Source organism: Lentzea sp. NPDC003310 (assembly GCF_040610935.1).
Taxonomy (GTDB): Bacteria; Actinomycetota; Actinomycetes; order Mycobacteriales; family Pseudonocardiaceae; genus Lentzea.
In genome coordinates, this window is the sequence record NZ_JBEXNC010000009.1 from 34,460 (window position 1) to 60,442 (window position 25,983).

The window sequence follows — 25,983 nt, forward strand, 5'->3', positions numbered from 1 at the left end:
AGACGCAAGGGACTACCTTATAGACATGGCCGGGCGCACAGGGACTTCGAGAAAGACCACGTCACGCGGCAAAGCACCAGCCAAGCCGCGGGCGCGATCCACCGCGTCCAGAAAGCCCGCTCCGCGCAAGAGCGGCGGCGCCATCAGCGCCGTGTGGGGTGCGTTGGGCCGTGGTGTCGGCAGCCTCGTGCGGACTGTCAGCCGCACCAAGGACCTCGACCCCGAACACCGCCGTGACGGTCTCGGGCTGCTGCTGATCGCGCTCGCCGTGATCACCGGCGCCGGCGTGTGGTGGCAGGCGGGCGGTCCGGTCGGGCAGTGGGTGGACGTCGCGGTGCGCAGCTCCGTCGGGTTCCCGGCGGTGATCGTGCCGGTCGTGCTGCTCGCCATCGGCATCACGTTGATGCGCACCGACCCCAAGCCGGACGCGCGACCGCGGCTGATCATCGGGTCGTCGTTGATGATCATCGGCGTGCTCGGCATGTTCCACCTCATCGGCGGCCTGCCGATGGACCCGATCGAGCGCCGCAGCGCCGGTGGTGCACTCGGCTACCTGGCCGGAGGGTTCCTCGCGCAGGGGCTGACGCCGTGGGTCGCCGGGCCGCTGCTGTTCCTCATCTTCGGGTACGGCCTGCTGGTCGTGACGCACACGCCGATCCGCCAGGCGCCCGAACGCATCCGCTCGCTGCTGCACCCCGGCGCGAAGCCGTCCGACGAGACCGACGAGGACGAGCTGCCGGAGGAGCCGAAGCCGGTCCGCCTGCGCCGTCCGTCGCGCCGCCGCCAGGCCGCCGCGCCGCTGGAGGAGGAGCCGCAGGCCGAGCTCCCGCTGGACGAGCCCGCCCCGGAGCCCGTCGCGGCCAAGCCGCCCAGGGAGAAGAAGACCCCCGCGCCGACGCTGGTCGTGCGCTCGGTCGAGGGCGAGTACCAGCTGCCGCCGCCGGACGTGCTCAAGGACGGCGACGCGCCGAAGACCCGCAGCAAGGCCAACGACCAGATGATCGAGGCCATCACGGGAGTGCTGGACCAGTTCTCGATCGACGCCCAGGTCACCGGCTTCACCCGCGGCCCGACGGTCACGCGCTACGAGGTCGAGCTCGGCCCCGGCGTGAAGGTCGAGAAGATCACCGCGCTGACCAAGAACATCGCGTACGCCGTGGCGACCGACAACGTCCGCCTGCTCGCGCCGATCCCCGGCAAGTCCGCGGTGGGCATCGAGGTGCCCAACAGCGACCGCGAGATGGTGCGCCTCGGCGACGTGCTGCGCGCGCCGTCCACGGTCAAGGACACGCACCCGATGGTGATCGGCCTCGGCAAGGACATCGAGGGCCACATGGTCACCGCGAACCTGACGAAGATGCCGCACCTGCTGGTGGCGGGCTCCACGGGTTCCGGTAAGTCGTCGTTCGTGAACTCGATGCTGGTGTCGCTGCTGGCCCGGGCGACGCCCGACGAGGTCCGGATGATCCTCATCGACCCGAAGATGGTCGAGCTGACGCCGTACGAGGGCATCCCGCACCTGATCACGCCGATCATCACGCAGCCGAAGAAGGCCGCTGCGGCGCTCGCGTGGCTCGTCGAGGAGATGGAGCAGCGCTACCAGGACATGCAGGTCAACCGGGTGCGGCACGTCGACGACTTCAACCGCAAGGTGAAGTCCGGCGAGATCACCGCGCCGCCCGGATCCGAGCGCGTCTACCGGCCGTACCCGTACATCATGGCGATCGTCGACGAGCTCGCCGACCTGATGATGACCGCGCCCCGCGACGTCGAGGACGCGATCGTGCGGATCACGCAGAAGGCCCGTGCCGCCGGCATCCACCTGGTGCTCGCGACGCAGCGCCCGTCCGTCGACGTCGTGACCGGTCTGATCAAGACGAACGTGCCGTCGCGGCTGGCGTTCGCCACGTCGTCGCTGACGGACTCGCGGGTCATCCTCGACCAGCCCGGCGCCGAGAAGCTGATCGGCATGGGCGACGCGCTGTACCTGCCGATGGGCGCCTCGAAGCCGGTGCGCATCCAGGGCGCGTTCGTCGGCGACGAGGAGATCTCGTCGATCGTCGAGTTCACCAAGAACCAGGCCCAGCCCGAGTACACCGACGGCGTCACGTCGCAGAAGGCCGGCGAGAAGAAGGAGATCGACGCCGACATCGGCGACGACCTGGAGCTGCTGGTGCAGGCGACGGAGCTGATCGTCACGTCGCAGTTCGGCTCGACGTCGATGCTGCAGCGCAAGCTGCGCGTCGGGTTCGCGAAGGCGGGGCGCCTCATGGACCTGCTGGAGACCCGTGGCGTCGTCGGACCGTCCGAGGGCTCGAAGGCACGCGAGGTGCTGATCAAGCCGGACGAGCTCGAGAACGTGGTCTACCTGATGCGCGGAGGCGGCCCCGCCGACGACGAGTGAGCTACTTCAGGCCGGCGTTCTGGATGCTCGTGGCCGTGGAGCTCGCGGTGCCGCCGAACTGGCGCACGGCCGCGTAGTACAGGTCGGCCGTGCGCTTGCACGCCCAGTTCGACCCGCACTGCCGGTACATGTCGGACTTGAAGTTGTTGTCGATGCGCAGGCGGTTCGCCTCGTTCCACCGGCCCTGCCGCTTGTAGTTGCGGTAGCCGAAGTCGTGGCGGTGGCAGGTCGGCAGGAACTTGAAGCCGAACGGGTTGTCCGGCGAGTACGAGCAGCCGTCGGACGACCAGTCGAGCTGGCCCGCGTAGGGCTGTTGGGCGCGCAGTGTTGTGAACTGGCTCAGGGACTTCGTGTAGAGGTAGTCGTCGGTGACCGCGACGATGTCCACGGCGTGGGCCGGGGTGCCCGTGAAGATCAGGGCGAACGAGGCGGCGGCACCCACGAACGCCGAGCGCAGGGTCTTCGACATGGCGAGCTCCTCTGGGTGTGAGCAGGGTCTCGCCCAGTTGTAGCCCGTGATCGACTGTCCTCGGTAGACACGATCTGATGAACGTCAGGTGATCACGTGCCCGCAGGCGATCGCCGTGGCCACGCGGACGTCGCGCGGCAGCCGTAGCGCGTGCAGCATTTCGTGGTCCGCTACTCCGCCGAGCAGGTATCCGCCGAGTTTCTGCTCCGCCAAACGGAGGCAGATGGTCTGCGCCGCGGCTCCTGCTTCGATCAAGCCGAAGCGGCCCGCCCGTTCGCCGTACTTCTCGAATGAGTCCTTGTCCATCAACACCAGGACGATCGTCAGCGGCGGGATTTCCGGCGTGCCGAGGATCTCGGCGAGGTTCTCCGGTGCCGGTGCGATGTCCTGCAGCGCGTGGCGGCGGACGTCGTAGCGCAGCGCCCGGCCGTTCGTGAAGACGTAGCAGCGCACCGGGTTGAGACCGCCGGCCGACGGGAAGCTGTTGTCCGACAGGGCACCCAGCACCGTGCCGAGCTGGCGTTCGGTCAACGACCTGTCCGCGAACTCCCTGGTGCTCCTGCGCGCCTGGAAGAGCTTCTGCAGGCGGTCGTGCGGGCGGGGCAGGGGCTGTGGTGCCGCCGGGAGCTCCAGCGGGTCGACCAGCGCGGGCTCGGGGCGGAAGTCGCGCAGCTTCTCGCCCAGCCGGCGTTGGTGCAGAGGCGAGAAGCGGCTCGCGGCCCAGAAGTCGTCGAACATCGTGCTCACCCCAGCGGATGCGGTGCGGGATTGGGGAAGGTGCCCGGCGAGGCGTGCGGGTAGCGCCAGCTCAGGTCACGGGCACAGCCCGCCAGGTGCGGCCAGCGGTGGTCGGCGTGCAGCGGCGCCAGGTCCGGGGACAGGACGCGGACGCAGTGCAAGCCGACGGCGGACAGTTCCGGCGTGGTGAGTTCGCGGTAGGCGAGGCGGATGCCCGCGTCGTCCAGGGCGTGCACCAGCTCGGTCAGTTCCGCAGCTGTGCCACGGGATCGGGCGTCCGGCGGCGGGTCCGTTTCGAAGCCCGCGAACCACGGCAGCGCGTCCCACTCGTCCGGATGCGTGGCGTAGTAGACGGCGTGCCGGTCGAAGTCGGTGACCTCGCCGACGGGCTCGTCACCGTTGCGCGCCAGCCAGACCTCGATGAACACCGTGCCCTGCACCCACTCCTCGTAGGCCTTCCGCACGGCCTCGGCGACGGTCGCGCGGCACGCCAGGCCGAGCGTGGGCCTCGGTTTCCCGGCCAGCGGCAGTGAGCCCGCCACAGCGACGACCGGGTGCGGGCTGTAGGCCGGCGTCAGGTCGAACGCCTGCACGCCGTGCGGCAGGTCGGTGGCGAACCGCTGCGGTGCGATGGAGTGCAGCCAGGTCGTGGTGAACGCGTCGCGCTCCACCAGTTCCTGGGTGGCGCGCAGGAGAGCGCTGGTGGTGGACGGCCCGGCCGCGAGCCCCGACGAGGTCGTGGGCAGCCCGTGCGCGGCGTCCAGCCCGACCAGGCCGAGCGGCACGCGGATCGGTTCGTTGCCCGGCAACGTCCACGCCCGCGTGTACGGCGTGTCGACGTACCCCTTGCGGTAGCGGTAGTTCGGGGACACGCGCTGCTCGACCGTGTGCAGGCTGAAGTGCTCCAGCGGCCAGCACTCGCCGTCGGTGGCGACCTCCAGCGGTGACCGCGCGGCCGCGTGCCGTTCCAGCGCCTCGGCGATCGCGGCGATCCTGCTGGTGCCACCGGACGTGCCGCCCGTCGCGAACGGCTCCGGCACAGCGGCCCAGCCCTCGACGTCCACATCGGACAGACTGTGCGGCACGGGGTGCAGCTGCGACACCACACCCTGCCGCCAGCCGACCGCGCGCTCCGCGAGCGCCTCGGCGACGGTCCTCATCGCTTGGCCCGGTAGCGGCGGAGGATCCAGTAGCCGAGTGCCAGCGCGCCGCCGAAGTAGAGCACGCCGAGCACCCACACGACCCCCTCGCCCGCGGCGGCGATCGGGCCCAGCATGAACAGCACCACGAACGGTTCCAGGCACCACAGCGCGGCCCAGCCGAGCAGCCGGACCACGCTGCCCACCGGATTCGGCGACCTGGCGATGAAACCGGAGGCGGTGGCCCACGCGAGCGCCGCCGCGAAGCCGCCGAGCCACCAGCCCCAGTGCACGTCGAAGACCGCGCCCATCGTGAGGAACGGCAACAGGATCACCAGCAACGGGAAGATCGCCGCCGGCAGCACCAGCAGGCCGCGCGGCCGAGGGAGGTCTTTCGTCTCCTCGTACAGGGCCGCCGGGATCTGCACGGCCGCGCCGACCGAGGTGACCGCGCAGCAGCAACAACAACAGCAACAGGTGGGCGTCGCGGCGTTGGCGGCGGCCGCACCCGGTGAGAACTGGTCAGGTAACCGCACTGCCGTCGCGTTCAAGGTTCCCCCAAGGAAGTGACACGCGCCCGAACTCGACCTTCGGGCAGATCTCGCAGTCAGCGGCGGGCAACACGCTCTCGCGCGTCGTCGTGAACTCGTCGAGGTGGACGGTCACGACCGTGTCCAGCAACGCGAGGGAGCCGTTGCGGATGTTCTGGATCGCTTGCAGTGCAAGGGAGAGCGGGAACTCGTGGGACAGCGCTCCCGGTCGTGGGGGAGGCGGTGGATCGCCCCACCGCCGTCCCGCCCGCACCGCGAGGCACGCCAGGCACGCGCCGGCACCGGGCACCACGAAGGGCCCGACGGCGGCGGTGTGGTGGTACGCGAGGTCCAGCAACAGGTGCGGGACCTTCGTCTCGCGCGCCACCTCGACCAGGTCGACCAGCGTGCCGGTCGTCCGCACGACGAGCAGCAGGTCCGGGTTCTCGTGGTGCGGCAACAGCTCTGCCAGCCCGGCGGGTGCCTCGCCGACGACGCGCGTGCCGATCCCCAAAGGCGTCGCGTCGTCCACGGGCAACCCGGCCGGGCGGAGAGCGCCCAGGGTCCTCAGCTGGGCCAGGTGCTGACGAACCGGTTCCCCCAACCGGCTCTCGTCGACCGTTCGAGCCACTCCCCTCAACACTGGCTCGAACAGTCCTGCCAGCGCCACGGCCACCGCCCTGGGCAGGTCTGGAATCAGGTACGCGAGATCAGCGCCCGCGTACACCACAAGGCCTTCGTCACGGATTTGCGCGTGCCAGGCGGGATCAGCGACCAGGCTCATCCTCGTCCCCCCTCAGCAGGAAGCGTTCGATCTCCTGCTCGCTCGGCAGATCACCCGCCGGATCCATGAGGTTCTCGGCGATCGGAGGCAACGGCTGCTCGGCCCACGCGGGCTGGTAGTCGTCGCTCGGCAGCAACCCGTGCCGCGACGCGAACTCCTCGGCCGCGTCCCGGATCGACTCCCGCAGCGTCCCCACCACGGCGGTCTCCGCCGTGTAGGTCAGCTCGACGAGCAACGCCCGCACGTTCTCCAGCTGGTTCTCGTCGCCGGCCTTGCGGGCCAGCTCGGGCCAGAACTGCCGTTCGAACAACCGCACGAAGTCCGCCGCCACCGCGTCGGTCGCCGTGCGCAGGCGCGTGAAGCTGTCCATGACGTCATCGCTGGGCACCCGTAGGCCGGCCAACCGGCCGCCCGCTTCGAGTGCCCAGCGACGCGCGTGCGGCCAGCCGTACTTCCACCGCACCAAGCCCAACCGCATAGCCCGGAGGAGGAGTCGCGGTTGGACGTCTCCCATCGGAACGAGGTGCCGGATGTCGCGCACCTTGATCCGAACCCAGTCGTCGGGCCCCTCGGTCTCGCCCATGCCGAGCACCGCGGCGACCGACTCGCCCTTCTCGCGTGCCGAGATCAGCTCGGCGATCGCGGGCAGCGAGAACCCCCGCTGCTGCAACCGCTGCACCAACGTCAACCGCTCGACGTGCGAGGCGTCGTAGTACGCCACGCGTCCCTGCCGTCTCGGCGCGTGCAGCACACCCTTCGTCTGGTACATGCGAATGGTGCTGCTGGGCAGGCCGATCCGGGCAGCGAGCTCGTCGACGGTGAGCGATTCGGACACGGGACAGATACTGGCCTCGCGCCGTTCGTTGAGTCAAGACTCTTCGAGTGATTACTCGAAGAGTTACAACTCCAGGAGCATCCGGCTGTTGCCGAGCGTGTTCGGCTTCACGTAGCTCAGGTCGAGGAACTCGGCGACGCCCTCGTCCACCGACCGCATGATCTCCTCGTAGACCTCGGGGCTCACCGGCGTGCCCTCGATCTCCACGAAGCCGTGCTTGTTGAAGAACCGGGTCTCGAACGTGAGGCAGAAGATGCGCGCGAGCTCCAGCTCCTTGGCCGTCGCGATGAGCTGCGCCACGATCCGGTGACCGACGCCCTTGCCCAGCGCCATCGGGGAGACGGCGACGGAGCGGATCTCGGCCAGGTCCTCCCACATCACGTGCAGGGCGCCGCAGCCGAGCAGCTCGCCGTCCTCCTCGGCCACCCAGAACTCCTGGACCGCCTCGTACAGCGTGACCAGGGGTTTGGCCAGCAGGACCTTGCCGGCGTACCCGTCGATCAACGCCTTCATGGCGCGCACGTCGCTGGTGCGGGCGCGCCGCACGACTACCCCACTGGTCACAGCCGTCAAGTATGAGCCGCCGCCGCACGGCACTCGCGGGCAGTGGGCGCAGCGCGATTCAAGCGGCAGGACCTGGTCCGGTTACTCTGAGCGTCGTGTCTTCTCCCACCACTCCGCGACGCGTGTCGCTGCTGACCCTGGGCTGCGCCCGCAACGAGGTCGACTCCGAAGAGCTCGCCGGACGCCTCGGCGAGGGCGGCTGGGAGCTGGTGGACGAGGGCGCCGACGTCGTCGTCGTCAACACGTGCGGCTTCGTCGAGCAGGCCAAGAAGGACTCGGTCGACACGCTGCTCGCCGCGTCCGACACCGGCGCCAAGGTCGTCGCGGTCGGCTGCATGGCGGAGCGGTACGGCAAGGAGCTCGCGGACAGCCTCCCCGAGGCGGCCGCGGTCCTCGGCTTCGACCAGTACAACGACCTCGCCGAGCGGCTGCAGGACGTGCTGCACGGCAAGCCGGTCGAGTCGCACGTGCCGGTCGACCGCCGCACGCTGCTGCCGATCACGCCGGTGAAGCGCCAGGAGGCCAAGGACGCCGTTCAGGTGCCCGGCCACGGCTGGGGCCCGACCAAGACGCCCCGCAAGCGGCTCGACGACGCCCCCGTGGCGCCGTTGAAGATCGCGTCCGGCTGCGACCGCCGGTGCAGCTTCTGCGCCATCCCGAGCTTCCGCGGCGCCTTCGTGTCGCGGCACCCCGACGAGATCGTCTCCGAGGCCATGTGGCTCGCCGAGAACGGCGTCAAGGAGCTGTTCCTCGTCAGCGAGAACTCCACCAGCTACGGCAAGGACCTGCCGCGCGAGCAGGGCGCGCTGGAGCAGCTGCTGCCGCGCCTCGCGTCCATCCCGGGCGTCGAGCGGGTGCGGGTCAGCTACCTGCAGCCGGCCGAGACCAAGCCGAGCCTGGTCGCCGCCATCGCGAAGACCGACAAGGTCGCGAACTACTTCGACATGTCGTTCCAGCACTCCAGCGAGAACGTGCTGCGCCGCATGCGCCGGTTCGGCGACACGGACAGCTTCCTCAAGCTCGTGTGGCAGATCCGCGAGCACGCGCCCGAGGCCGGCATCCGCAGCAACTTCATCGTCGGCTTCCCCGGCGAGACCGAGGCCGACCTGCAGGAGCTGGAGCGGTTCCTGACCGAGGCGCGCCTCGACGCGGTCGGCATATTCGGCTACTCCGACGAGGACGGCACCGAGGCCGAGGAGCTCGACGGCAAGCTCGACGCCGACGTCATCGCCGAGCGCGTGCAGCGGATCGGCAACCTCGTCGAGGAGCTCACCAGCCAGCGCGCCGAGGACCGGGTCGGCACCGAGGTCACGGTGTTGATCGAGACTGAGGAGGACGACGAGAACGACTGCGTCGGCCGGGCCGAGCACCAGGCCCCCGAGGTCGACGGCGAGTGCATCGTGCTTGAGGCGGAGGGCCTCAAGCGCGGCGACTTCGTGCGCTGCCGCGTCGTCGACTCCGAGGGTGTCGACCTGATCGTCGAGGTACTCCCGACATGACGGAGGCCCGGAAGGTCCCGCTGCTCAACGTCGCGAACATCCTCACGATGGCGCGGCTGGCGCTCGTTCCGGTCTTCCTGTTCTCCCTGTTCGAAGCGGGTGGCTTCGACACCACGTGGCGCCTCATCGCGTTCGCGATCTTCGCGGTCGCGAGCTTCACCGACCACATCGACGGCACGCTCGCGCGCAAGCACGGCCTGATCACCGACTTCGGCAAGATCGCCGACCCGATCGCGGACAAGGCCCTGACCGGGTCCGCGCTCGTGGGGCTGAGCATCCTCGACGTGCTGCCGTGGTGGATCACGATCACCATCGCCGTGCGCGAGATCGGCATCACGCTGCTGCGGTTCTGGGTGATCCGCTACGGCGTCATCCCGGCGAGCCGCGGCGGCAAGGCCAAGACGCTCGCGCAGGTCATCGCCATCGGGCTGTTCGTGCTCCCGCAGAACGACGTGCTGCAGCTGATCGCCTGGGTGATCATGGCCGTCGCGCTGGTGCTCACGGTCGTCACGGGAATCGACTACGTCGTCCGGGCGTTCAAGATGAAGGCAAGGGCAGGTCGCGCCGTCGCATGACCACCGTCGTCGATCTGCTCAAAGCGAAGAACCAGACCGTCGCCACGGCCGAGTCGCTGACCGCGGGTCTGCTGTGCGCGACGATCGTCGACACACCGGGGGCGAGTGCCGTGGTCCGCGGTGGGTTGATCGTCTACGCCACCGAGCTGAAGCACAAGCTCGCGGGCGTGGACCAGCGGTTGCTCGACGAGCACGGTGCCGTGCACCCCGACGTCGCGATCCAACTGGCCGAAGGCGCGCGCAGGACGTGCGAGTCGGACTGGGGGATCGGGCTCACCGGGGTCGCCGGACCGGACCCCCAGGACGGAATCGCTCCGGGGACGGTCCACATCGGCTTGAGCGGGCCTGGAGTGTCCACAGTGCGGACAATCACTGTCCGTGGCGACCGCACAGCGGTGCGTTCGGCCGCTGTGGAAAAAGCCCTGGTCCTGCTGTCGGACCACCTGCTGGTCACGGACGACGGGAACAAATGATGACTCCGCGTTCGTTCGCCCTTGGCGGACGTGTTCGGAAGTCAGTGCCCGTTGTCGGTGTCGATCGGTAACGTAGGGACACGGCCGGCCGGAAGGAGGCGCGCGTATGACCGTGCTGCTGCGCGAGGCGATCGGTGATCGGCTCCGCCATGCCCGCACCAACCAACGCCGCACGCTGCGCGAGGTCTCTCGGACCGCACGTGTGAGCCTGGGGTACCTGTCCGAGGTGGAGCGCGGCCGCAAAGAGGCGTCCAGCGAGCTCCTCGCGGCCATCTGTGACGCGTTGGAACTTCCGCTGTCCGAACTGCTGCACCACGTCGCCTCCGACATCGGCGCCGTCCAGCAGACGCCGGACACGGTGCCCGACACCGTCCCGGACGGACGTTCGGACGGGCGCAAGCTGGAAGGTGGCCGCGTGCTGCCCGCCACGCTCTCGGACGACCTGTCCGACCTGCGCCTGCAGCCCATGCTCAGCCACCGGCTCACGAGCAAGATCGGCGAGACGCCCAAGGCAGTCGTCGCGGCATAACCCCGTGTACCCACCCGACCCCGTGCGCCGACCGGCGTGCGGGGTCGCCTGCATTCGGGTGACAACTGAGAGTCTGTGGCCCCCGCCACGTGACGGTCTGCAACAAGATTGCGTCGTCGAACGTTCAACTGACAACGACGGCGGCGCGCTGGACGGCAGGCAACGGCTTGGCATCGGCACGCTGGGTCACCGCGTCCCGGGACGCGGGTGCGGGCAGGATTGGCACGTCGCCAGGCGTGGCTACCTAAGTCCCGGGGTGGGTCAGGGTGTTCCCGGATATCTCCCCGTGTCGGTGGATACGCCGACGCACAATTGAGACGATGGATCCAACACCGGCACCGAGAAGGCAGGCGTAGGAGATGGCCAGTCCGTTCGTGAAGTTCTGGAAGTACCTGATGGCGTCGTTCTCGTCGAAGATCGACGAGCACGCTGACCCGAAGGTGCAGATCCAGCAGGCCATCGAGGAGGCGCAGCGGCAGCACCAGGCGCTTTCGCAGCAGGCGGCGGCCGTCATCGGCAACCAGCGCCAGCTGGAGATGAAGCTCAACCGCCAGCTCGGCGACGTGGAGAAGCTGCAGGCCTCCGCGCGCCAGGCGCTCGTGCTCGCCGACGAGGCGCGCGCGAAGGGCGACGAGCAGAAGGCCGCGCAGTTCGAGAACGCCGCGCAGGGCTTCGCCACCCAGCTCGTCACCGCTGAGCAGGGCATCGAGGACCTGAAGACGCTGCACGACCAGTCCCTGCAGGCCGCCGCACAGGCCAAGCAGGCGGTCGAGCGCAACGCGATGATGCTGCAGCAGAAGCTGGCGGAGCGCACCAAGCTCCTCAGCCAGCTCGAGCAGGCCAAGATGCAGGAGCAGGTCTCCGCATCGCTGAACCAGATGAGCGAACTCGCCGCGCCGGGCAACGTGCCGTCGCTGGAAGAGGTTCGCGACAAGATCGAGAAGCGCTACTCGACCGCGCTCGGGTCCGCCGAGCTCGCCCAGAACTCGGTCCAGGGCCGGATGCTCGAGGTGCAGGCCTCGACCACCCAGCTGGCCGGCTCGTCGCGGCTGGAGCAGATCCGCGCGTCGATGCACGGCGGCCAGGCGAGCACCCCGCAGCAGGTGACCGCGGGCAACAGCGCGGCCGCCCAGATCCAGGCCGAGATCGCGCAGCGCGTCCAGTCGGAGCAGAAGACCCAGCAGCAGCAGGTTCCTCCCGCCCAGAACTGAAGTTCTGAGGCCGGGGGAGCAGGAGGAGTCAGCAGGTGATCATGGAGCCCTGGAGAAACCGTCCCAACAACGAGATCGTCCGCAAGGTCGTCGGCGAGTTGGGTGCGTCGCTCCAGGGCCACCCGCTGGCCGAGCAGGCGCGCTACCGCCTGCAGAAGTGGAACGACCCGGTCGCGAAGCTCGAGCGCAAGCGCAAGCGGACCAACGCCGTGCTGACGTTCTGGCTGATCGTGATCTCGATGCTCGGCACCCTCGCGGTGCTGGGCTTCACCGGCGTGCTCGGCACGTGGGCCGCCGTCACGGGGTCCATCGGCGCGGCCGTGCCCGCCGTTCTCGCCGTCCGCAGCGGCTTCAAGCTGAAGGAGCTGGGTGTCGCCCGGCAGCGGCTCGCGTTGTCGCCGCCGCCCCCGCCCCGGCCGCCGCTGCCCGCGCACATCTCGTCCGCGCGCGTGCCGATGGAGAAGCTCCACAGCGCCGAGGACGCGATGACGCAGCTGCTCCAGCAGCTCGACTCACCCGCGCTCACGTCGATGCCCACCGAGTCCGTCCAGCACGCCCGGCAGACCGCCCAGGAGGCCGCCACGGCCATCCGCGCGGTGTCGGCACAGCTGCAGGCCGTCGAACGTGCTCGGGACACCGCGCCGCACCTGGAGCGCGCCGCGTTGGTCGAAGGCGTCCGGGTGCTCCGGATCCAGCTGGCCGACGGCGTGGACCGCTACTGCGCGTTGGTGGCGGAGGCGGGCAAGGCGCTGGCGGCGAGCACCCAGTTCCAGAACCCGGCCGAGGTGCTCGACGACGCCACGGACCACATGGCGGGGCTGGCGTCCGCGATGCGCGATGTCTCAGGCTATTCAGCGCACTAAAATGTGACTCTCCGTAATCGCATGCGGCTATTCGGCGAGTCCCTCTGGAGATCCTTGCTGCAATCGTGTGATTATCGGACCGTTATCTAGCCGTAGCCGCTACATGGCGTGGCAGGATTCCGGGGCCGGTCTGCGGGAAGCCGGCTGAATTGCCGGGAGGCAGTGCATTGGCGTTGTGGACCGTGCACGGGGACGGTCGGATCACCGACAGTGAAACCGTCGCACCCCAGGAGCGGGTGAGCTGGCCGCTCACCATCGGGTTCGGAGTGCAGCACCTCGTCGCCATGTTCGGCGCGACGGTGATCGTTCCCACCGCCACCGGTCTGCCCGTCGCCACCACGCTGCTGTTCTCCGGTCTCGGCACGCTGCTCTTCCTCGTGATCACCAAGAACCGCGTCCCGAGCTACCTCGGCTCGTCGTTCGCGTTCGTGGCCCCGCTGGTGGCCGCGCGCGAGCAGGGCATCGCGGCCCAGCTCGGCGGCGTCGTCGCCGCGGGCCTGCTGGTGATCGTCGTCGGCATCGCGGTCAAGGCGCTCGGCGTGCGGCTGCTGGAGTCGGTCATGCCGCCGGTCGTCACCGGCGCCGTGGTGATCCTCATCGGCCTGAACCTCTCGCGCCAGGCCACCTCGAACTTCGCCGAGCAGCCCCTGCTCGCGGGCCTCACGACGCTCGTGATCCTGCTGGCCGGCGTGCTCGGCCGCGGTCTGGTGTTCCGGTTCTCCGTCCTGATCGGCTTCGTGGCCGTCTGGATGGGCGGACTCGCGTTCGGCGCCGTGCCGTCGGACCGGATCTCCGCGCTGCGCGACGCGGCCTGGGTGGGCCTGCCGAAGCTCTACCAGCCCGAGCTGCGCCCGTCCGTGGTGCTGCTGATGCTGCCCGTGGTGATCGTGCTGGTGGCGGAGGTCGTCGGGCACGTGAAGGCGGTGGCGGCCCTGACCGGGCGCAACCTCGACGGCAGCGCGGGCGACGCGATCATCGCGAACGGGCTGTCGACCGCGTTGTCCGGCCTCGGCGGTGGCGCCGGCACCACGACGTACTCCGAGAACATCGGCGTGATGGCCGTGACCCGCGTCTACACGACGGCGGCGTTCGCGTTCGCCGGGGTGTTCGCCACGCTGCTGGCGTTCTCCCCGAAGGCCATCGCGCTGTTCGGCACCATCCCGCCGGGCGTCCTCGGCGGCTGCACGCTCGTGCTCTACGGCCTCATCGTGCTGATCGGCGTGCGGATCTGGATGGACCGCGGCGTCGACCTGGCGAACCCGGCGAACGCGATGGTGGGCGGCGCCGCGCTCGTGGCCGGCGTCGGTGACCTCACCATCGAGATCGGCGACCTGGAGATGGGCGGCATGGTGTGGGGGTCGCTGCTCGTCGTGATCCTGCACCCGGTGATGCGCTGGCTCAGGGCTGCGCGCCGCACCTGACGCTCACCTCAGTGCACGGTTGATCCGCGACACGAGCCCAGGGCCCTCGTAGATGAACCCGGTGTAGATCTGCACGAGGCTCGCGCCGGCGTCGATCATGCGCTTGGCGTCGTCGGCGGTGGCGATGCCGCCGACCCCGATGACCGGCAGGTCGCTGTTCTTCGTGATGAACCGGACCACGTCGTTCGCGCGCCGGGTGAGCGGCTTGCCGCTGAGACCCCCGGTTTCGGACGCGTGTGAGCTCGTGAGGCCCTCACGGCTCAGGGTGGTGTTCGTGGCGATGAGGCCCTTGATGCCGTTGTCGACGCACACCTGGATGACCTCGGCGATGGCGTCCTCGGTGAGGTCGGGGGCGATCTTGACCAGCATCGGCTTGTCCGTGGCGGCGGTGAGCGCCTGGACGAGCTCGGTCAGCGCGCCCTTGTCCTGCAGGCTGCGCAGGCCGGGCGTGTTGGGCGAGCTCACGTTGATCGCGTAGTAGTCGCCGTGGTCCTGCAGCGCGGTCAGCGAGTTCAGGTAGTCCTGCACGGCGTGCTCGACCGGCGTGATCTTGGACTTGCCGAGGCTGATGCCGAGCGGCGCCTTCAACGACGTGCGGTCCAGCTTCGCGGCAAGCGCTTGCGCCCCCGCGTTGTTGAAGCCCATCCGGTTGATGATCGCCTCGTCCTCGCGCAGGCGGAACAGCCGCGGCTTCGGGTTGCCCGGCTGCGCGTGCCACGTGACGGTGCCGACCTCGACGAAACCGAAGCCCAGCGCGGCCCACGCGGGCAGGGCGCGCCCGTCCTTGTCGAGCCCCGCGGCGAGCCCCACGGGGTTGGGGAAGCGGACGCCGAACACGGTGCGCGGGTTGTTCTGGCCGCGGGCGAACCGCGCCAGCGGGCTCAGCCGGGCCATGGCGTTGAGCGTGGTCTCGTGGACCCGCTCCGCGTCGCCGCCGTGCATTCCGAACAACGCCCTGCGAACCACCTGCTTGTACACCACGCGCCCACCCTATAACGGCAGCTCAGGGTGGGCGCGCAGCCCCTAGTCCCACCTCGGCGAGGCAGTCGGGCGCCACGTTGTTACATCGTGGGCTTGGGCACCTTGATCGTCGCCTGCTCGTCCAGCGGCATCCTGGGCTTGGCCAGGAACGTCACCGGCAGCGCCCGCAACCCGCGGCTGCCCAGCGACACCCGCCAGCCCAGCGGCTGCGCGGTGTCGAGGGCCAGGCCGGCGCAGCGCGACAGCAGCGTCCGGAACGCCACCTCGCCCTCCAGCCGGGCCAGCGGCGCGCCCAGGCAGAAGTGGATGCCGTGCCCGAACGCGAGGTGCTGGCGGTCCGCCCGTTCGATGTTGAGCTGGTCGGCGCGCGGGTAGCGGTTCGGGTCGTGCTCGGCCGAGGCGAGCGAGAGCAGCACGACGTCGCCCGCCGGGATCTGCACGCCCCCGATCGTCAGCGGCTGCGTGGCGAACCGCAGCAGGTGCGAGGTCGGTCCGTCGAAGCGCAGGAACTCCTCGACGGCACCGGGGAGCAGGGAGGACGAGCGCTGCAGCAGTTCGAGCTGCTCCGGGTTGCGCAGCAGGGCCAGCGCGCCGTTGCCGACCAGGTCGACCGCGGTCGTGTAGCCCGCCACGAGCAGCAGGAACGCGAGCGACGCCAGTTCGTCGTCGGTCAGCGCGGTCTCACCGGTCCCGCGGGCCAGGCCGCCGATCAGGTCGTCGTCGCCGGACGTGCGCTTGTGCGTCACGAGGTCCCGCAGGTAGCCCGAGGTCTCCTCACGGGCCGAGGCCGCGTCACCGTCGGCGAGCCCGGTGACGACATCCGCCCAGTAGCGGAAGTTCTCCTGGTCCACGGCCGGCACGCCGAGCAGTTCCATGATCACGGTGATCGGCAGCGGGGCCGCGAAGTCGGCGATCAGGTCGCAGCGTCCCGAGTCCGCGAAGCCGTCGACGAGCTGGGCCGCAACCTGTTCGACGCGCGGGCGGAGCGCGGCGATGCGGCGGGGCGTGAGCTGGCTCGACACCGCACGGCGCAGACGCGTGTGGTTCGGCTCGTCGCTGTTCATCATGTGTTCGGACAGGTCGCCGAACCACCACGACGCGAAGTGCGGGTGGCCGCGCAGCGGTTCGGCGAGCGCGGAGCCGTGCGAGGACAGCAGCGGGTTGTCCAGTGCGGCGCGCACGTCGGGATAGCGGGTCACGAGCCACATGGGCACGCCGAGGGTCTCGACCCGGTGCACCGGGCCTGCGTCGCGCAGGCTCTTCAGCACCGCGTACGGGTCGTCGGTGAAGCCCGGGCGCAACGCATCCAGATTGACCGCCATATTGGGGGACACGGCTGGAGAAGCGTCTCGGTTCAACCGGATTGGCATTTTGGGCAGAAGTACACAAATCTGCCGTCGATCTCGTCCGATCGGACTCTTGTGCCGCACCGCAAACAGGGTTTGCCGGTCCGTTCGAAAACGTAGTGCTGCACGCGCAGGTCGCCGGTCGTGCTCTGTTCCGGCCGCCACTGGTTCGCCTGCAAGAGCTTGCGCGACAACGCAACCGCACGTGAGGCGTCCACGGCCGACACCGGCGCCGTCGGTAGAACGCGCAACAGGAAACACACTTCCGCGCGGTAGAGATTGCCGACGCCGGCCATGACCCGTTGATCCAACAATGCGAGCCCGATGGGTCGGGAAGGGTCCGCGGTCAACCGCTGAACGGCCTCAGCGGCGTCGAAGTCGTCCGCCAGGAGATCGGGTCCGAGATGTGCGATGAGTCGATCTTCTTCGGCGGTCGGCAGGAACTCCATGTCGTGCAGCGCGAATCCGATGGCCTGCCGGTCGTCCACCTCGAACACCGCGCGGGCCTGGTGCGCGGGCCGCCGCCAGCGCTCACCCGGCCGGTAGAGGTGCCACGAGCCGTCCATGCGGAAGTGGCTGCGCAGGCTGTTGCCGTCGGAGAACCGCGTGAACATGTGCTTGCCGTACGTGCGCACGGCCAGGACGTCCAGCCCGGCCAGTTCCAGGGTGGACAGCCGGGGGTGCCTCAGCTCGCCGCGCAGCAGCGTCTTCCCGGCCAGCGCGTCGTGCATGCGCTTGCCCGCCAGGAAGACGGTGTCCCCCTCAGGCATCCACCGCTTCCTGGATCTCGTCGTCGTCGAAGTCGTGGTGCACGGCCCGGCGCCGGCTCCGCGAGATGCGCTGGATGCGGGCGAGCAACAGGTTGAACGCCAGGGCGACCTCACGCGCGCCCGGCGTGCCCCACTCGTGGATGGGCATGCACGCGCCCTGTGCCTGCTGCACGGCCAGACGGTCCGGCAACGCTACCGGCATCACCAACGGGCCGAAGATGTCCCTCAGCTCGTCGATGCGGAACTGGTGTTCGTGCGAACGCGGCCGCACGCGGTTCACGACGACCCCCAGCGGCTGGAGGTCGGCGTTGTTGCTCTCGCGTTCGTTCTGCACCGCCTCGAACGCCCGCTGCACGCCCGCCACGGCGAACATCGTCGGTTCGGTGACCAGCAGCGCGCGGTCGGCCGCCACCAGCGCCGAGCGGGTCAGCTGGCCCAGCGACGGCGGGCAGTCGAGCAGCACCAGGTGGTACGGGAACTCGTCGTACATGTCCCGCAACGTGCGCAGCGCGTCTTTCAGGCGGTGCAGCCGCGACTCGTTCGGATCGGGGTGGTTGAGCAGCTCGGCGTCCTCGGACCCGGACAGCACGTCGATGCCGTCACCCCACCTGCTCGGGCGGATCGCCTGTTCCAGGTTCTCCTCGGACGGGTCCTGCAGGACGTCGTAGATGCTCGCCTTGGACTCCTCGGGCTCCAGCGTCGACGTGGCGTTGCACTGCGGATCGAGATCGATCACCAGAGTGCGGACACCACGGCGGAGGGCGGCAGAGGCCAGGCCGAGCACCACCGTCGTCTTGCCGACGCCTCCCTTGAGGCTGAGCACGGACACCGTATGCACAGACCTACTCTAGGGTCTCCTACTCTGTTGGACATGCGACCGGACGCCGTACAGAGGGTGCTCGACGCCGAATTGGCCGCCGCACGCGAGCGCAGGGGTGGGGAACAGCCCCGCGTGCTCGACGTCGGGGGTGGCAGCGGCGTGTGGGCCGTGCCGCTCGCCGCGGCGGGATGCCTGGTCACGGTCGTGGAGCCGTCGCCGAACGCCCTGGCCACGCTGAACACCCGTGCGCGCGAGGCCGGCGTGACCATCGCCGCTGTTCAGGGCGACACGGACGCGTTGGGGGTTCCCCCCGGTGAGGCCGACCTGGTGCTGGCGCACGGGCTGCTGGAGGTCGTCGACGACGCCCCGGCCGCGCTCGCCTCGCTGGCCGCCGCGGTCGCTCCCGGCGGTGCGGTGTCGGTGCTGGTCGCGAACCGTTTCGCGGCGATCCTGCACCGCGCGATCGCCGGTCGCATCGTGGACGCGCGGCGGTTGCTGGACGACGACGCGGGGCAGCTCGCGGGCACGCGCGACCCGTTGCAGCGCCGGTTCGACGTCGCCGGGCTCGAGAAGCTCGTGCTCGACGCGGGTCTGAGTGTCGAGATCCTGCAAGGTCACGGTGTAGTTTCAGACCTCGTGCCCGGTGTGGTGCTGGACACGAATCCGGGTGCCGCCGACGCACTCGCCGAGCTGGAGCTGGCCGCCGCGACCAGGTCCCCGCTCCGGGACGTCGCCGCCCGGCTGCACGTGCTCGCCCGCCGGACCGCCTGACTCGCTGTGCATTCGGGACATTTATGACCCTGATGAGTGGTCCCAAACGACGCGGCGGCGAAAGATAATGGCTCCGCTGCCGACGTAGGGAACCACGAGATGGAAAGTTCCGACCTGCTGGCCTCATTGGTCAACGAGGCCGTCGCGGGTGACCGGCAAGCCGTCGAACGGCTGCTGGCCTCCGTGCGTCCGCTCGTGGCGCGGTACTGCCGTGCGCGCGTGGGTCGCAACGAAAGGGCGTACGCGTCGGCCGACGACGTGGCGCAGGAGGTCTGCCTGGCGGTGCTGACGGCACTGCCCACCTACCGCGAGCAGGGAAGACCTTTCCTGGCGTTCGTCTACGGCATCGCCGCCCACAAGGTTGCCGACGCGCACCGGGTCTCGGCGCGCAACCGGTCCGAACCCGTCGCCGAGGTCCCGGACGGGCCCTCGCTCGCGGTCGACCCCGAGGAGAGCGCGCTGCTCGGCTCGCTGTCGGCGCGACTGGGCCAGCTGCTGCGCCTGCTGCCGGACAAGCAGCGCGAGATCCTGCTGCTGCGCGTGGTCGTCGGTCTGACGGCCGAGGAGACGGCCGAGGCGATCGGCTCGACGCCGGGGGCCGTGCGGGTGGCCCAGCACCGTGCGCTGGCCAAGCTGCGCACGTCCGTGGGGGTCGAGGAGTTGATTTGACCGGAGCCTTCTACGACGACCTGGCCGCGACGTACGACCTGATGTTCGCGGACTGGGACGCGTCGATGGCCCGGCAGGCGTCGCAGCTCGCGGAGTTCATTCCGGCGGGCGCGCGCGTTCTCGACTGTGCGTGCGGCATCGGTACGCAGGCGATCGGTCTGGCCGTGCGCGGCTATGAGGTCGTGGGCGCTGATCTGAGCCCCAGGGCGGCTTCTCGGGCCGTCGTGGAGGCCTCGGCGCGTGGGGTCGCGGTGCCAGCGTTCGCCGCGGACATGCGTGCGCTGCCGTTCGCGAACGGCTCCTTCGACGTCGTGCTCGCGGCGGACAACGCGTTGCCCCATTTGCTGACGGCTGACGACGTGCTGGCGGCGCTGCGCGAAATGCGTCGGGTGCTGAGGCCCGGAGGGCGTCTCGTCCTCTCCACGCGCGACTACGACGCGATCCGCGCCGAGCGTCCGTTGTCCACTCCTCCGTCCGTGGGACCGGGGCGCGTCGTGTGGTTCCAGCTGTGGCACTGGGACGGCGATCAGTACGAACTGGAGATGTTCCGGCTGCACGAGAACGAGTCGTGGAACGTTGTGGTGAGCAAGGCACGGTATTGGGCAATTACTCGTCACGAAATCACCGCATTGGCGGAACGAGCGGGTTTCGGTTACGTGGAGTGGTTGCTCGACGCCTATTACCAACCGCTGTTCGTTGGTACGAACGGGTGACGTTTGAAGTTTCTCCCTACTTTCCGCATAAGGAGTGACGCGTCGCACGTCTCCTCCACGGGACGTCGACGAGGGGACACTTCGGATGGAGAGTTCAGCGTTATCCGCAGAACTGGTCAAGCGGGCCGTGCAGGGTGAGCACAGGGCCGTTGACCAGCTACTTCGCTACCTGCGTCCGCTGGTGGTGAAGTACTGTCGCGCTCGAGTGGGACGTTCCGCGACAACTGCGGACGACGTCGCGCAGGAGGTCTGCCTGGCCGTGCTGACGGCTCTCCCGAACTACCGGGAGCAGGGCCGGCCGTTCCTCGCGTTCGTCTACGGCATCGCCGCGCACAAGGTCGCCGACGCGCACCGGGCGCTGGCTCGTAACCGTGCGGAGCCGGTCTCCGACGTGCCCGACCAAGCGGTGCGGGGCGACGGACCGGAGGAATTCGTCATCCAGGACGAGCTGAACGGCACCCTCGGGCGGCTGTTGCACATCCTCCCGGACAAGCAGCGCGAGATCCTCGTGCTGCGCGTCGTGGTCGGTCTGTCCGCCGAGGAGACCGCGGACGCGGTGGGCTCGACGCCGGGTGCGGTGCGCGTCGCACAGCACCGAGCGCTCGGTCGTCTTCGCAAGGAAATCGCATCGTTGGCTGTCCCGATCGGGTGACATTCGTTTGCATTTGTGACGAGTCGTAGTGGATGCGTGGGGTGGACGCACCCAAACGACATACCTAGAGGGCAGGAAGACGCCGACATAGGGACCAGGGGGCATGGGAAGTTCGGACTCAGCGCTTGCCGCCGACCGGCTGCGCATCGACGGGGTGCTGGTGCAGCACTTCCGCGAGACCGGGCTGTCCGGGCCGCGCTGGGACCAGTTCCACCGTCAGCTTCTCGGGCGCGGCCTCACGATCGTTACGAAACTCGTGCGGTCCGGAGCCATGTTCTCCCGCTGCGGGCAGCAGGGCCGGTACCTGCAGAAGCAGGACATCCCGCCGCAGGAGGCCGAGGAGCTGGCGAGCGACGCGGTGTACGACGGGTTCGTCTACTTCCGCGACCGGGGTCTGCTCGGGCGCGAGTGGTCGATCGAGCACGGACTCCCGTTGGAGGAGTACTTCGTCAACGCGTGCGTGCTCGCGTTCCCGAACGTGTACCGCCGCTGGCAGACGCGCGCGCACGGCTGGCAGGACGTGCGGCTCGTGGACACGGTGGCCTCCCTCGAACACGTGGTGACCGAAGCGACCCCCGAGGACGCGGTCATCGAGCAGGCGGCGGCCAACGCCGCGTTCGCCACGTTGAGCGAGGACGGCAAGCGGTTGCTCTTCCTCCATGACCAGGGCTACTCGCACGCGGAGATCGGTGAGTTGATGCGACTCACCCCGCGCGCGGTCGAAGGACGGATCCGGCGGGCACGTCTCGCGGTGCGCCGGCGTCCAGAAGAGGAACGGTGATCTGCGTGGAGTTCTCACCCGGCCTGCACCGCAAGGTGCCCGCGGAAGCCGTGCACGGCTCGTCCGTCGGCGGGCCGGTTTCCGCGTCGAAGGGGAGCATCGACGCGTTGGTGGAACGGACCTCCGTCAGTGCCGAGGAACCGGTCGACCCGCCGGCGCCCACCTACTACTCGAGCCGCCCGCAGTCGGCTGACGAGCACGTGGCGCGCGCTGTGGCCGGTGACCGCGTTGCCATCGAACGGCTGTTGGGCACCATCAGGCCGTTGATCGTGAGGTACTGCCGTGCGCGCGTTGGATCGTTCGCGTCGGCGGACGACGTGGCGCAGGACGTGTGCCTGGCGGTGCTGACCTCGTTGCCGTCGTACCGTGACCAGGGGCGCCCGTTCCTGGCGTTCGTCTACGGGATCGCGGCGCATAAGGTGGCGGACTCGTTCCGCAGCTTCTCGCGCAACCGCGCCGAGGCAGTGCCCGAGCTGCCCGAGTCGATGGACACCGCGGCCGGTCCTGAGCAGCGTGCGATGCAAGGGGAGCTCTCGAACCAGATGCAGACGCTTCTGCGCGTGTTGCCCGAGAAGCAGCGTGAGATCGTCGTGCTGCGTGTGATGGTGGGGTTGTCCGCGGAGGAGACGGCCGAGGCGGTCGGATCGACGCCTGGTGCCGTGCGTGTCGCACAGCACCGTGCGCTCTCGCGGTTGCGCAAGGAGCTCAGTGCCGCCAGCGAGTGACGTTGGCGATGCCCTGCGGGCTCGCGTCCTTGTACCGCTCCATCTCGCCGCGCCGCACGTCGGCGATGGTGCCCGCGAGTTCCTGGCCGAATGCCTCGGTGAGCACGGCGTCCTTCTCGAACTCGTCGACGGCCTCCTTCAACGAGGTGGGCAGCCGCTGGACGTCGCCGAGCAGCGCCGGGTCGACGTTGAGGCCCTCGGGTAGCGCCGCCCCGGTCGCGATGCCGTCCAGGCCGGCCGCGATCACGCCCGCGACGACGAGGTACGGGTTCGCCGTGAGGTCGAAGCACTTGATCTCGAGGTTGTCCCTGATCAGGCGCAGCGCCGTTTCGCGGTTCTCCTCGCCCCACGCGACGAATGGCGCGGCCCACGTGTTCGGCACGAGCCTGAGGTAGCTCGCGAGAGAGGGCGCGCCGATCGCGCACAACGCGCGCAGGTGGGTGAGGACTCCGGCGCTGAACTGCTTCGCCTCGTCCTGGAAGCCGTCGAAGAGGTTCGTGCCGTCGCGCCAGAGGCTCAGGTGCAGGTGACCGCCGTTGCCGACGCCGCCGTTGATGACCTTGGGCGAGAACGACGGGCGCAGGCCGTGCCGGAGCGTCACGGCGCGGATGGTCTCCTTGACGAGCACGGCGGTGTCCGCGGCGTTGACGGGGTCTTCCGGGGCTGTGGAGATCTCGAACTGGCCGGCGGCGTACTCGGGGTGGAACTGGAGGACCTCGACGTCCTGCTGGTCCAGGGCGGTGACGAGGTCGACGCAGTAGTCGGACAGCTCGGCCTGACGGGCCTGGCCGTACGCGGAGCCGCTGGTCGCGGGGACCCAGTCGTCGGTGCCCTGCTTGCCGACACACCACTCGATCTCGAAGCCGGCCTTCGCGGTGAGGCCCGCGTCGGCGAGCCTGCTGACTGCCTTGCGGGCCTGCAGCCGCTGGTCCATCGGGTAGGCGACGCCGCTCTGGTAGTGGCGGTCGGCGGGCGCCCAGGCCCAGCCGGGCTGGCCCGCGAGCACGGTGAGGCGGTCGAGGTCGGGGTGCAGGCGCAGGTCGCCGACCGGCCCACCGGCGAACCGGCCCTGGATGATCCAGTCGTCGAACAGGAAGACGTCGAACACCGGGGACGCGCCCACGCCGTGCGCCGCCGCGTGCGCGAGCCTGCGCAGGGGCACGGACTTGGTGCGGGTGATACCGCTGTTGTCGACCCAGGTGAGTGCCACGATGCGCACGTCCCGCGCGTTGAGCCCGTCGAAGAATTCGGTCGCCCGCTCGAACCGCTGGTCCCGCTCCGCTGAGTCCACGATCCTAAGGTTATGGGCATCTTGCCGTTCGTCGCCGAACTCGGGTTGGTAGATCACCACTGCCACGGGGTGCTGCGGGAGGACAGCACGCGCCCGGAGTTCGAGTCGCTGCTGCTGGAGGCCGACGCGGTCGCCCCGCTGGGCGGGTCGTTCTTCGACTCGGCGGTGGGGTTCGCGGTGCGGCGGTGGTGCGCGCCGTTGCTCGACCTGCCCCGGCACGCCCCGGCCGAGGAGTACCTCGAACGGCGGAACTCGCTGCACATCGCCGAGGTGTCGCGGACGTTCCTGATGGCGTCGGGGATCCACACGTTCCTGGTGGACGGAGGGTTCCAGGCGGAGCGGCTGCTGTCCGGTGCCGAGCTCGCGTCGCTCGGCGGGGGAGTGGCGCACGAGATCGTGCGGCTGGAGACGCTGGCCGAGTCGTTGCGGGACGAGTCGCCTTCCTCGTTCGTGTCCGAGGTCCGGTCGGCGCTCGCCTCGACGTCCGCGGTGGGCGCGAAGTCCGTGGCGGCGTACCGGATCGGGCTGGACCTGCCGGGTGCGCGGCCCGCCGACGCGGACGTGGAGCGCGCGGTGGCGGCGTGGTCGTCCGGGCGGCTGGAGGACCCGGTGGTGATCGCCTGGCTGGCATGGGAGGCGTTGGCCGCGGGGCTGCCGCTGCAGTTCCACGTCGGGTACGGCGACTCGGACCTCGATCTGCACCGGTGCGATCCGACGTTGCTGACGCCGTTCCTCCGCGCGACCGCCGGGCTCGGTGTCCCGGTGCTGCTGTTGCACAACTACCCGTTCCACCGGCAGGCCGGGTACCTCGCGCAGGTGTTCCCGCACGTGTTCTGCGACCTCGGGCTGGCGACGCACGGGCTCGGCCATCAGGCGTCGCGCGTGTTCGCCGAGGCGCTGGAGATCGTGCCGTACGGGAAGTTCCTGTTCTCGACCGACGCTTTCGCCCTGCCCGAGCTGTACTACCTCGGCGCGTTGCTGTTCCGGCAGGCGCTGTCGGACTTCCTGGCCGATGCGCTGCGCCGTGACGCCCTCGTCGAGGAGGACGCGCATCGGATCGCTCGGCTCATCGCGTCGGAGAACGCCGCACGGGTGTACGAACTGTAGGATTCGTGTCGAACTCACGTTCGAGAGGGGTGTTCATGGGTCGCAGTGCGAACCTGCCACGCGGCCTGGTCGACCGGTTCCGTGCGCGCGATGGCGTCTGGCCTGACGACACGGGCTGCCGGATGCTGCACGTCGACATGGACGCCTTCTACGCGTCCGTGGAGATCCGCGAACGCCCGGAGCTCGAGTCCGTGCCCGTCGTCGTCGGCGGCATCGGTGGGCGGGGTGTCGTGTGTTCCGCGAACTACCTCGCGCGTGAGTACGGAGTGCGTTCCGCGATGCCCACGGCACATGCGCGCCGTTTGGCTCCTCACGCCGTGTACCTCTCACCGCAGTTCGACCTCTATCAAGAGGTGTCGCGCGGGGTCATGGCGATCTTCCGCGACATCACGCCGTTGGTCGAACCGCTGTCGCTGGACGAGGCCTTCCTGGACGTCGGCGGCGCACTGCGCCGGCTGGGCATGACCCCGGGCGGTGTGGGCGAGCTGATCAGGTCCCGCGTGTTCGCCGACCACGGCGTGACGTGCTCGGTCGGTGTCGCGTCGACGAAGTTCCTCGCCAAGCTCGCCTCCGGCATGTGCAAGCCCGACGGCATGATGGTCGTGCCCGCGGCCTCCTCTCTCGACTTCCTGCACCCGCTGCCGGTCTCCGCGCTGTGGGGCGTGGGCGCGAAAACCGCCGCACGCCTGCAAGAACTGGGCCTCGACACCGTCGCCGACGTGGCCGCCATGCCGCTCCCGCGCCTGCGGCGCAAGGTCGGCGTGGCCCTCGCGGAACACCTCTACGCGCTGGCCGCCGGCGTGGACGACCGCGCGGTGGTCCCGGAGTCGCGCGAGAAGTCGCTCGGCGCCGAGGAGACGTTCGAGGTGGACGTCGTGGACAGGTCGCTGCTCCGCCGCGAACTGCTGCGGCTGTCGGAACGCTCGACAGCCTCGTTGCGCGCCAAGGGACTGCACGGCCGCACGGTGTCGATCAAAGTCCGCTTCGCCGACTTCACCACGATCACCCGCTCCCGCACCCTCCCGGTCGCGACCGACGTGACCCAGGAGGTCTACCGCGTCGCCACCGAACTCCTGGACACCCAGACCCCGCCCGGAGCGATCCGCCTGATCGGCGTCCGGATCGAGGGACTTGACAACGCCGACTCCGCCCAGCAACTGATCTTCGACGCCCCGGAACGAGGCTGGCGAGAAGCCGACCAAGCCGCCGACCAGGCCCGTTCCCGCTTCGGCTCGCTGGCGGTCCGCCCAGCCTCACTGCTCTCCGACAGTCCGGAAAGGACAGCCCAGTTCGAACCGAAGCCCGAGTGATCGCAACCTGTCC

General features: G+C 69.6%; 28 protein-coding genes. 16 read left to right on the plus strand and 12 right to left on the minus strand.

Annotation, left to right across the window (positions count from 1 at the left end; all coding sequences use genetic code 11):
* The first annotated feature begins 25 nt into the window (after positions 1-25).
* Positions 26-2,404, plus strand: coding sequence for a DNA translocase FtsK 4TM domain-containing protein (locus ABZX02_RS19325; protein WP_355299919.1), 2,379 nt, complete (start codon positions 26-28; stop codon positions 2,402-2,404).
* 1 nt (position 2,405) lies between these two features.
* On the opposite strand, the gene ABZX02_RS19330 is transcribed toward ABZX02_RS19325, so the two are convergent.
* The 7 genes from ABZX02_RS19330 to ABZX02_RS19360 form a co-directional block, all read right to left on the minus strand.
* The gene (locus tag ABZX02_RS19330; protein ID WP_355299921.1) at positions 2,406-2,873 is read right to left on the minus strand and encodes a phospholipase; all 468 of its coding nucleotides are present in this window, start codon (positions 2,871-2,873) and stop codon (positions 2,406-2,408) included.
* 84 nt (positions 2,874-2,957) lie between these two features.
* Positions 2,958-3,611, minus strand: coding sequence for a nitroreductase family protein (locus ABZX02_RS19335; protein ID WP_355299923.1), 654 nt, complete (start codon positions 3,609-3,611; stop codon positions 2,958-2,960).
* A 5-nt stretch (positions 3,612-3,616) separates the two neighbouring features.
* The gene (locus ABZX02_RS19340; protein ID WP_355299925.1) at positions 3,617-4,771 is read right to left on the minus strand and encodes a YcaO-like family protein; all 1,155 of its coding nucleotides are present in this window, start codon (positions 4,769-4,771) and stop codon (positions 3,617-3,619) included.
* Positions 4,768-5,286, minus strand: coding sequence for a hypothetical protein (locus tag ABZX02_RS19345; RefSeq protein WP_355299927.1), 519 nt, complete (start codon positions 5,284-5,286; stop codon positions 4,768-4,770). Before ABZX02_RS19345 ends, ABZX02_RS19340 begins: the two co-directional genes overlap by 4 nt.
* Entirely contained in the window at positions 5,273-6,064 is a 792-nt protein-coding gene (locus ABZX02_RS19350; protein WP_355299928.1) for a hypothetical protein, read from the minus strand. The genes ABZX02_RS19345 and ABZX02_RS19350 overlap by 14 nt, the downstream gene beginning before the upstream one ends.
* Positions 6,048-6,899, minus strand: coding sequence for a MerR family transcriptional regulator (locus ABZX02_RS19355; protein ID WP_355299930.1), 852 nt, complete (start codon positions 6,897-6,899; stop codon positions 6,048-6,050). The genes ABZX02_RS19350 and ABZX02_RS19355 overlap by 17 nt, the downstream gene beginning before the upstream one ends.
* A gap of 63 nt (positions 6,900-6,962) precedes the next feature.
* Entirely contained in the window at positions 6,963-7,463 is a 501-nt protein-coding gene (locus ABZX02_RS19360) for an amino-acid N-acetyltransferase (RefSeq protein ID WP_355299932.1), read from the minus strand.
* 95 nt (positions 7,464-7,558) lie between these two features.
* Here ABZX02_RS19360 and rimO point away from each other — a divergent pair, with 95 nt between their 5' ends.
* From rimO to ABZX02_RS19395, 7 genes are all read left to right on the plus strand, one after another.
* Entirely contained in the window at positions 7,559-8,962 is a 1,404-nt protein-coding gene (gene rimO, locus ABZX02_RS19365; RefSeq protein WP_355299934.1) for a 30S ribosomal protein S12 methylthiotransferase RimO, read from the plus strand.
* Positions 8,959-9,537 (plus strand): CDP-diacylglycerol--glycerol-3-phosphate 3-phosphatidyltransferase, encoded by a 579-nt coding sequence (gene pgsA, locus ABZX02_RS19370; RefSeq protein ID WP_355299935.1) that lies wholly within the window; start codon positions 8,959-8,961, stop codon positions 9,535-9,537. The genes rimO and pgsA overlap by 4 nt, the downstream gene beginning before the upstream one ends.
* Positions 9,534-10,010 (plus strand): CinA family protein, encoded by a 477-nt coding sequence (locus ABZX02_RS19375; protein ID WP_355299936.1) that lies wholly within the window; start codon positions 9,534-9,536, stop codon positions 10,008-10,010. Before pgsA ends, ABZX02_RS19375 begins: the two co-directional genes overlap by 4 nt.
* Before the next feature lie 106 nt (positions 10,011-10,116).
* Entirely contained in the window at positions 10,117-10,539 is a 423-nt protein-coding gene (locus ABZX02_RS19380) for a helix-turn-helix transcriptional regulator (RefSeq protein ID WP_355299938.1), read from the plus strand.
* A gap of 359 nt (positions 10,540-10,898) precedes the next feature.
* Positions 10,899-11,750: a PspA/IM30 family protein gene (locus ABZX02_RS19385; RefSeq protein ID WP_355299940.1), complete on the plus strand. Its 852-nt coding sequence runs from the start codon at positions 10,899-10,901 to the stop codon at positions 11,748-11,750.
* Between the two features lie 41 nt (positions 11,751-11,791).
* The gene (locus tag ABZX02_RS19390; RefSeq protein WP_355299942.1) at positions 11,792-12,613 is read left to right on the plus strand and encodes a hypothetical protein; all 822 of its coding nucleotides are present in this window, start codon (positions 11,792-11,794) and stop codon (positions 12,611-12,613) included.
* A 236-nt stretch (positions 12,614-12,849) separates the two neighbouring features.
* Positions 12,850-14,034, plus strand: coding sequence for a solute carrier family 23 protein (locus ABZX02_RS19395; protein ID WP_355299943.1), 1,185 nt, complete (start codon positions 12,850-12,852; stop codon positions 14,032-14,034).
* Positions 14,035-14,037: 3 nt separating this feature from the next.
* On the opposite strand, the gene ABZX02_RS19400 is transcribed toward ABZX02_RS19395, so the two are convergent.
* From ABZX02_RS19400 to ABZX02_RS19415, 4 genes are all read right to left on the minus strand, one after another.
* On the minus strand, positions 14,038-15,015 hold the full coding sequence (locus tag ABZX02_RS19400) for a quinone-dependent dihydroorotate dehydrogenase (protein ID WP_355299945.1): 978 nt from the start codon (positions 15,013-15,015) through the stop codon (positions 14,038-14,040).
* 80 nt (positions 15,016-15,095) lie between these two features.
* Positions 15,096-16,337 carry a cytochrome P450 gene (locus ABZX02_RS19405; protein WP_355299947.1) on the minus strand — a complete coding sequence of 414 codons (1,242 nt, stop codon included), beginning with the start codon at positions 16,335-16,337 and terminating at the stop codon, positions 15,096-15,098.
* A gap of 32 nt (positions 16,338-16,369) precedes the next feature.
* Positions 16,370-17,131: a DNA-formamidopyrimidine glycosylase family protein gene (locus ABZX02_RS19410; RefSeq protein ID WP_355299949.1), complete on the minus strand. Its 762-nt coding sequence runs from the start codon at positions 17,129-17,131 to the stop codon at positions 16,370-16,372.
* Positions 17,124-17,969, minus strand: coding sequence for a ParA family protein (locus ABZX02_RS19415; RefSeq protein ID WP_355299951.1), 846 nt, complete (start codon positions 17,967-17,969; stop codon positions 17,124-17,126). The genes ABZX02_RS19410 and ABZX02_RS19415 overlap by 8 nt, the downstream gene beginning before the upstream one ends.
* A 33-nt stretch (positions 17,970-18,002) precedes the next feature.
* Between ABZX02_RS19415 and ABZX02_RS19420 the strand changes: the two genes are divergently transcribed.
* The 6 genes from ABZX02_RS19420 (at position 18,003) to ABZX02_RS19445 (ending at position 22,262) form a co-directional block, all read left to right on the plus strand.
* Positions 18,003-18,722 carry a class I SAM-dependent methyltransferase gene (locus ABZX02_RS19420; RefSeq protein WP_355299953.1) on the plus strand — a complete coding sequence of 240 codons (720 nt, stop codon included), beginning with the start codon at positions 18,003-18,005 and terminating at the stop codon, positions 18,720-18,722.
* A gap of 99 nt (positions 18,723-18,821) precedes the next feature.
* Positions 18,822-19,391 (plus strand): sigma-70 family RNA polymerase sigma factor, encoded by a 570-nt coding sequence (locus ABZX02_RS19425; protein ID WP_355299955.1) that lies wholly within the window; start codon positions 18,822-18,824, stop codon positions 19,389-19,391.
* Positions 19,388-20,104 carry a class I SAM-dependent methyltransferase gene (locus ABZX02_RS19430; protein ID WP_355299957.1) on the plus strand — a complete coding sequence of 239 codons (717 nt, stop codon included), beginning with the start codon at positions 19,388-19,390 and terminating at the stop codon, positions 20,102-20,104. Before ABZX02_RS19425 ends, ABZX02_RS19430 begins: the two co-directional genes overlap by 4 nt.
* A gap of 85 nt (positions 20,105-20,189) precedes the next feature.
* Entirely contained in the window at positions 20,190-20,756 is a 567-nt protein-coding gene (locus ABZX02_RS19435; RefSeq protein WP_355299959.1) for a sigma-70 family RNA polymerase sigma factor, read from the plus strand.
* Between the two features lie 103 nt (positions 20,757-20,859).
* The gene (locus ABZX02_RS19440) at positions 20,860-21,537 is read left to right on the plus strand and encodes a sigma factor-like helix-turn-helix DNA-binding protein (RefSeq protein WP_355299961.1); all 678 of its coding nucleotides are present in this window, start codon (positions 20,860-20,862) and stop codon (positions 21,535-21,537) included.
* Positions 21,538-21,737: 200 nt separating this feature from the next.
* A complete protein-coding gene (locus ABZX02_RS19445) occupies positions 21,738-22,262 on the plus strand; it encodes a sigma-70 family RNA polymerase sigma factor (protein ID WP_355300253.1) in 525 nt (174 codons plus the stop codon).
* On the opposite strand, the gene ABZX02_RS19450 is transcribed toward ABZX02_RS19445, so the two are convergent.
* Entirely contained in the window at positions 22,243-23,553 is a 1,311-nt protein-coding gene (locus ABZX02_RS19450) for a glutamine synthetase family protein (RefSeq protein ID WP_355299963.1), read from the minus strand. The genes ABZX02_RS19445 and ABZX02_RS19450 overlap by 20 nt on opposite strands.
* Before the next feature lie 12 nt (positions 23,554-23,565).
* Here ABZX02_RS19450 and ABZX02_RS19455 point away from each other — a divergent pair, with 12 nt between their 5' ends.
* Both ABZX02_RS19455 and ABZX02_RS19460 read left to right on the plus strand, forming a co-directional pair.
* On the plus strand, positions 23,566-24,660 hold the full coding sequence (locus ABZX02_RS19455) for an amidohydrolase family protein (protein WP_355299965.1): 1,095 nt from the start codon (positions 23,566-23,568) through the stop codon (positions 24,658-24,660).
* A gap of 35 nt (positions 24,661-24,695) precedes the next feature.
* Positions 24,696-25,970, plus strand: a complete 1,275-nt coding sequence (locus ABZX02_RS19460; protein WP_355299967.1) for a DNA polymerase IV — start codon at positions 24,696-24,698, stop codon at positions 25,968-25,970.
* Positions 25,971-25,983 lie beyond the last annotated feature (13 nt).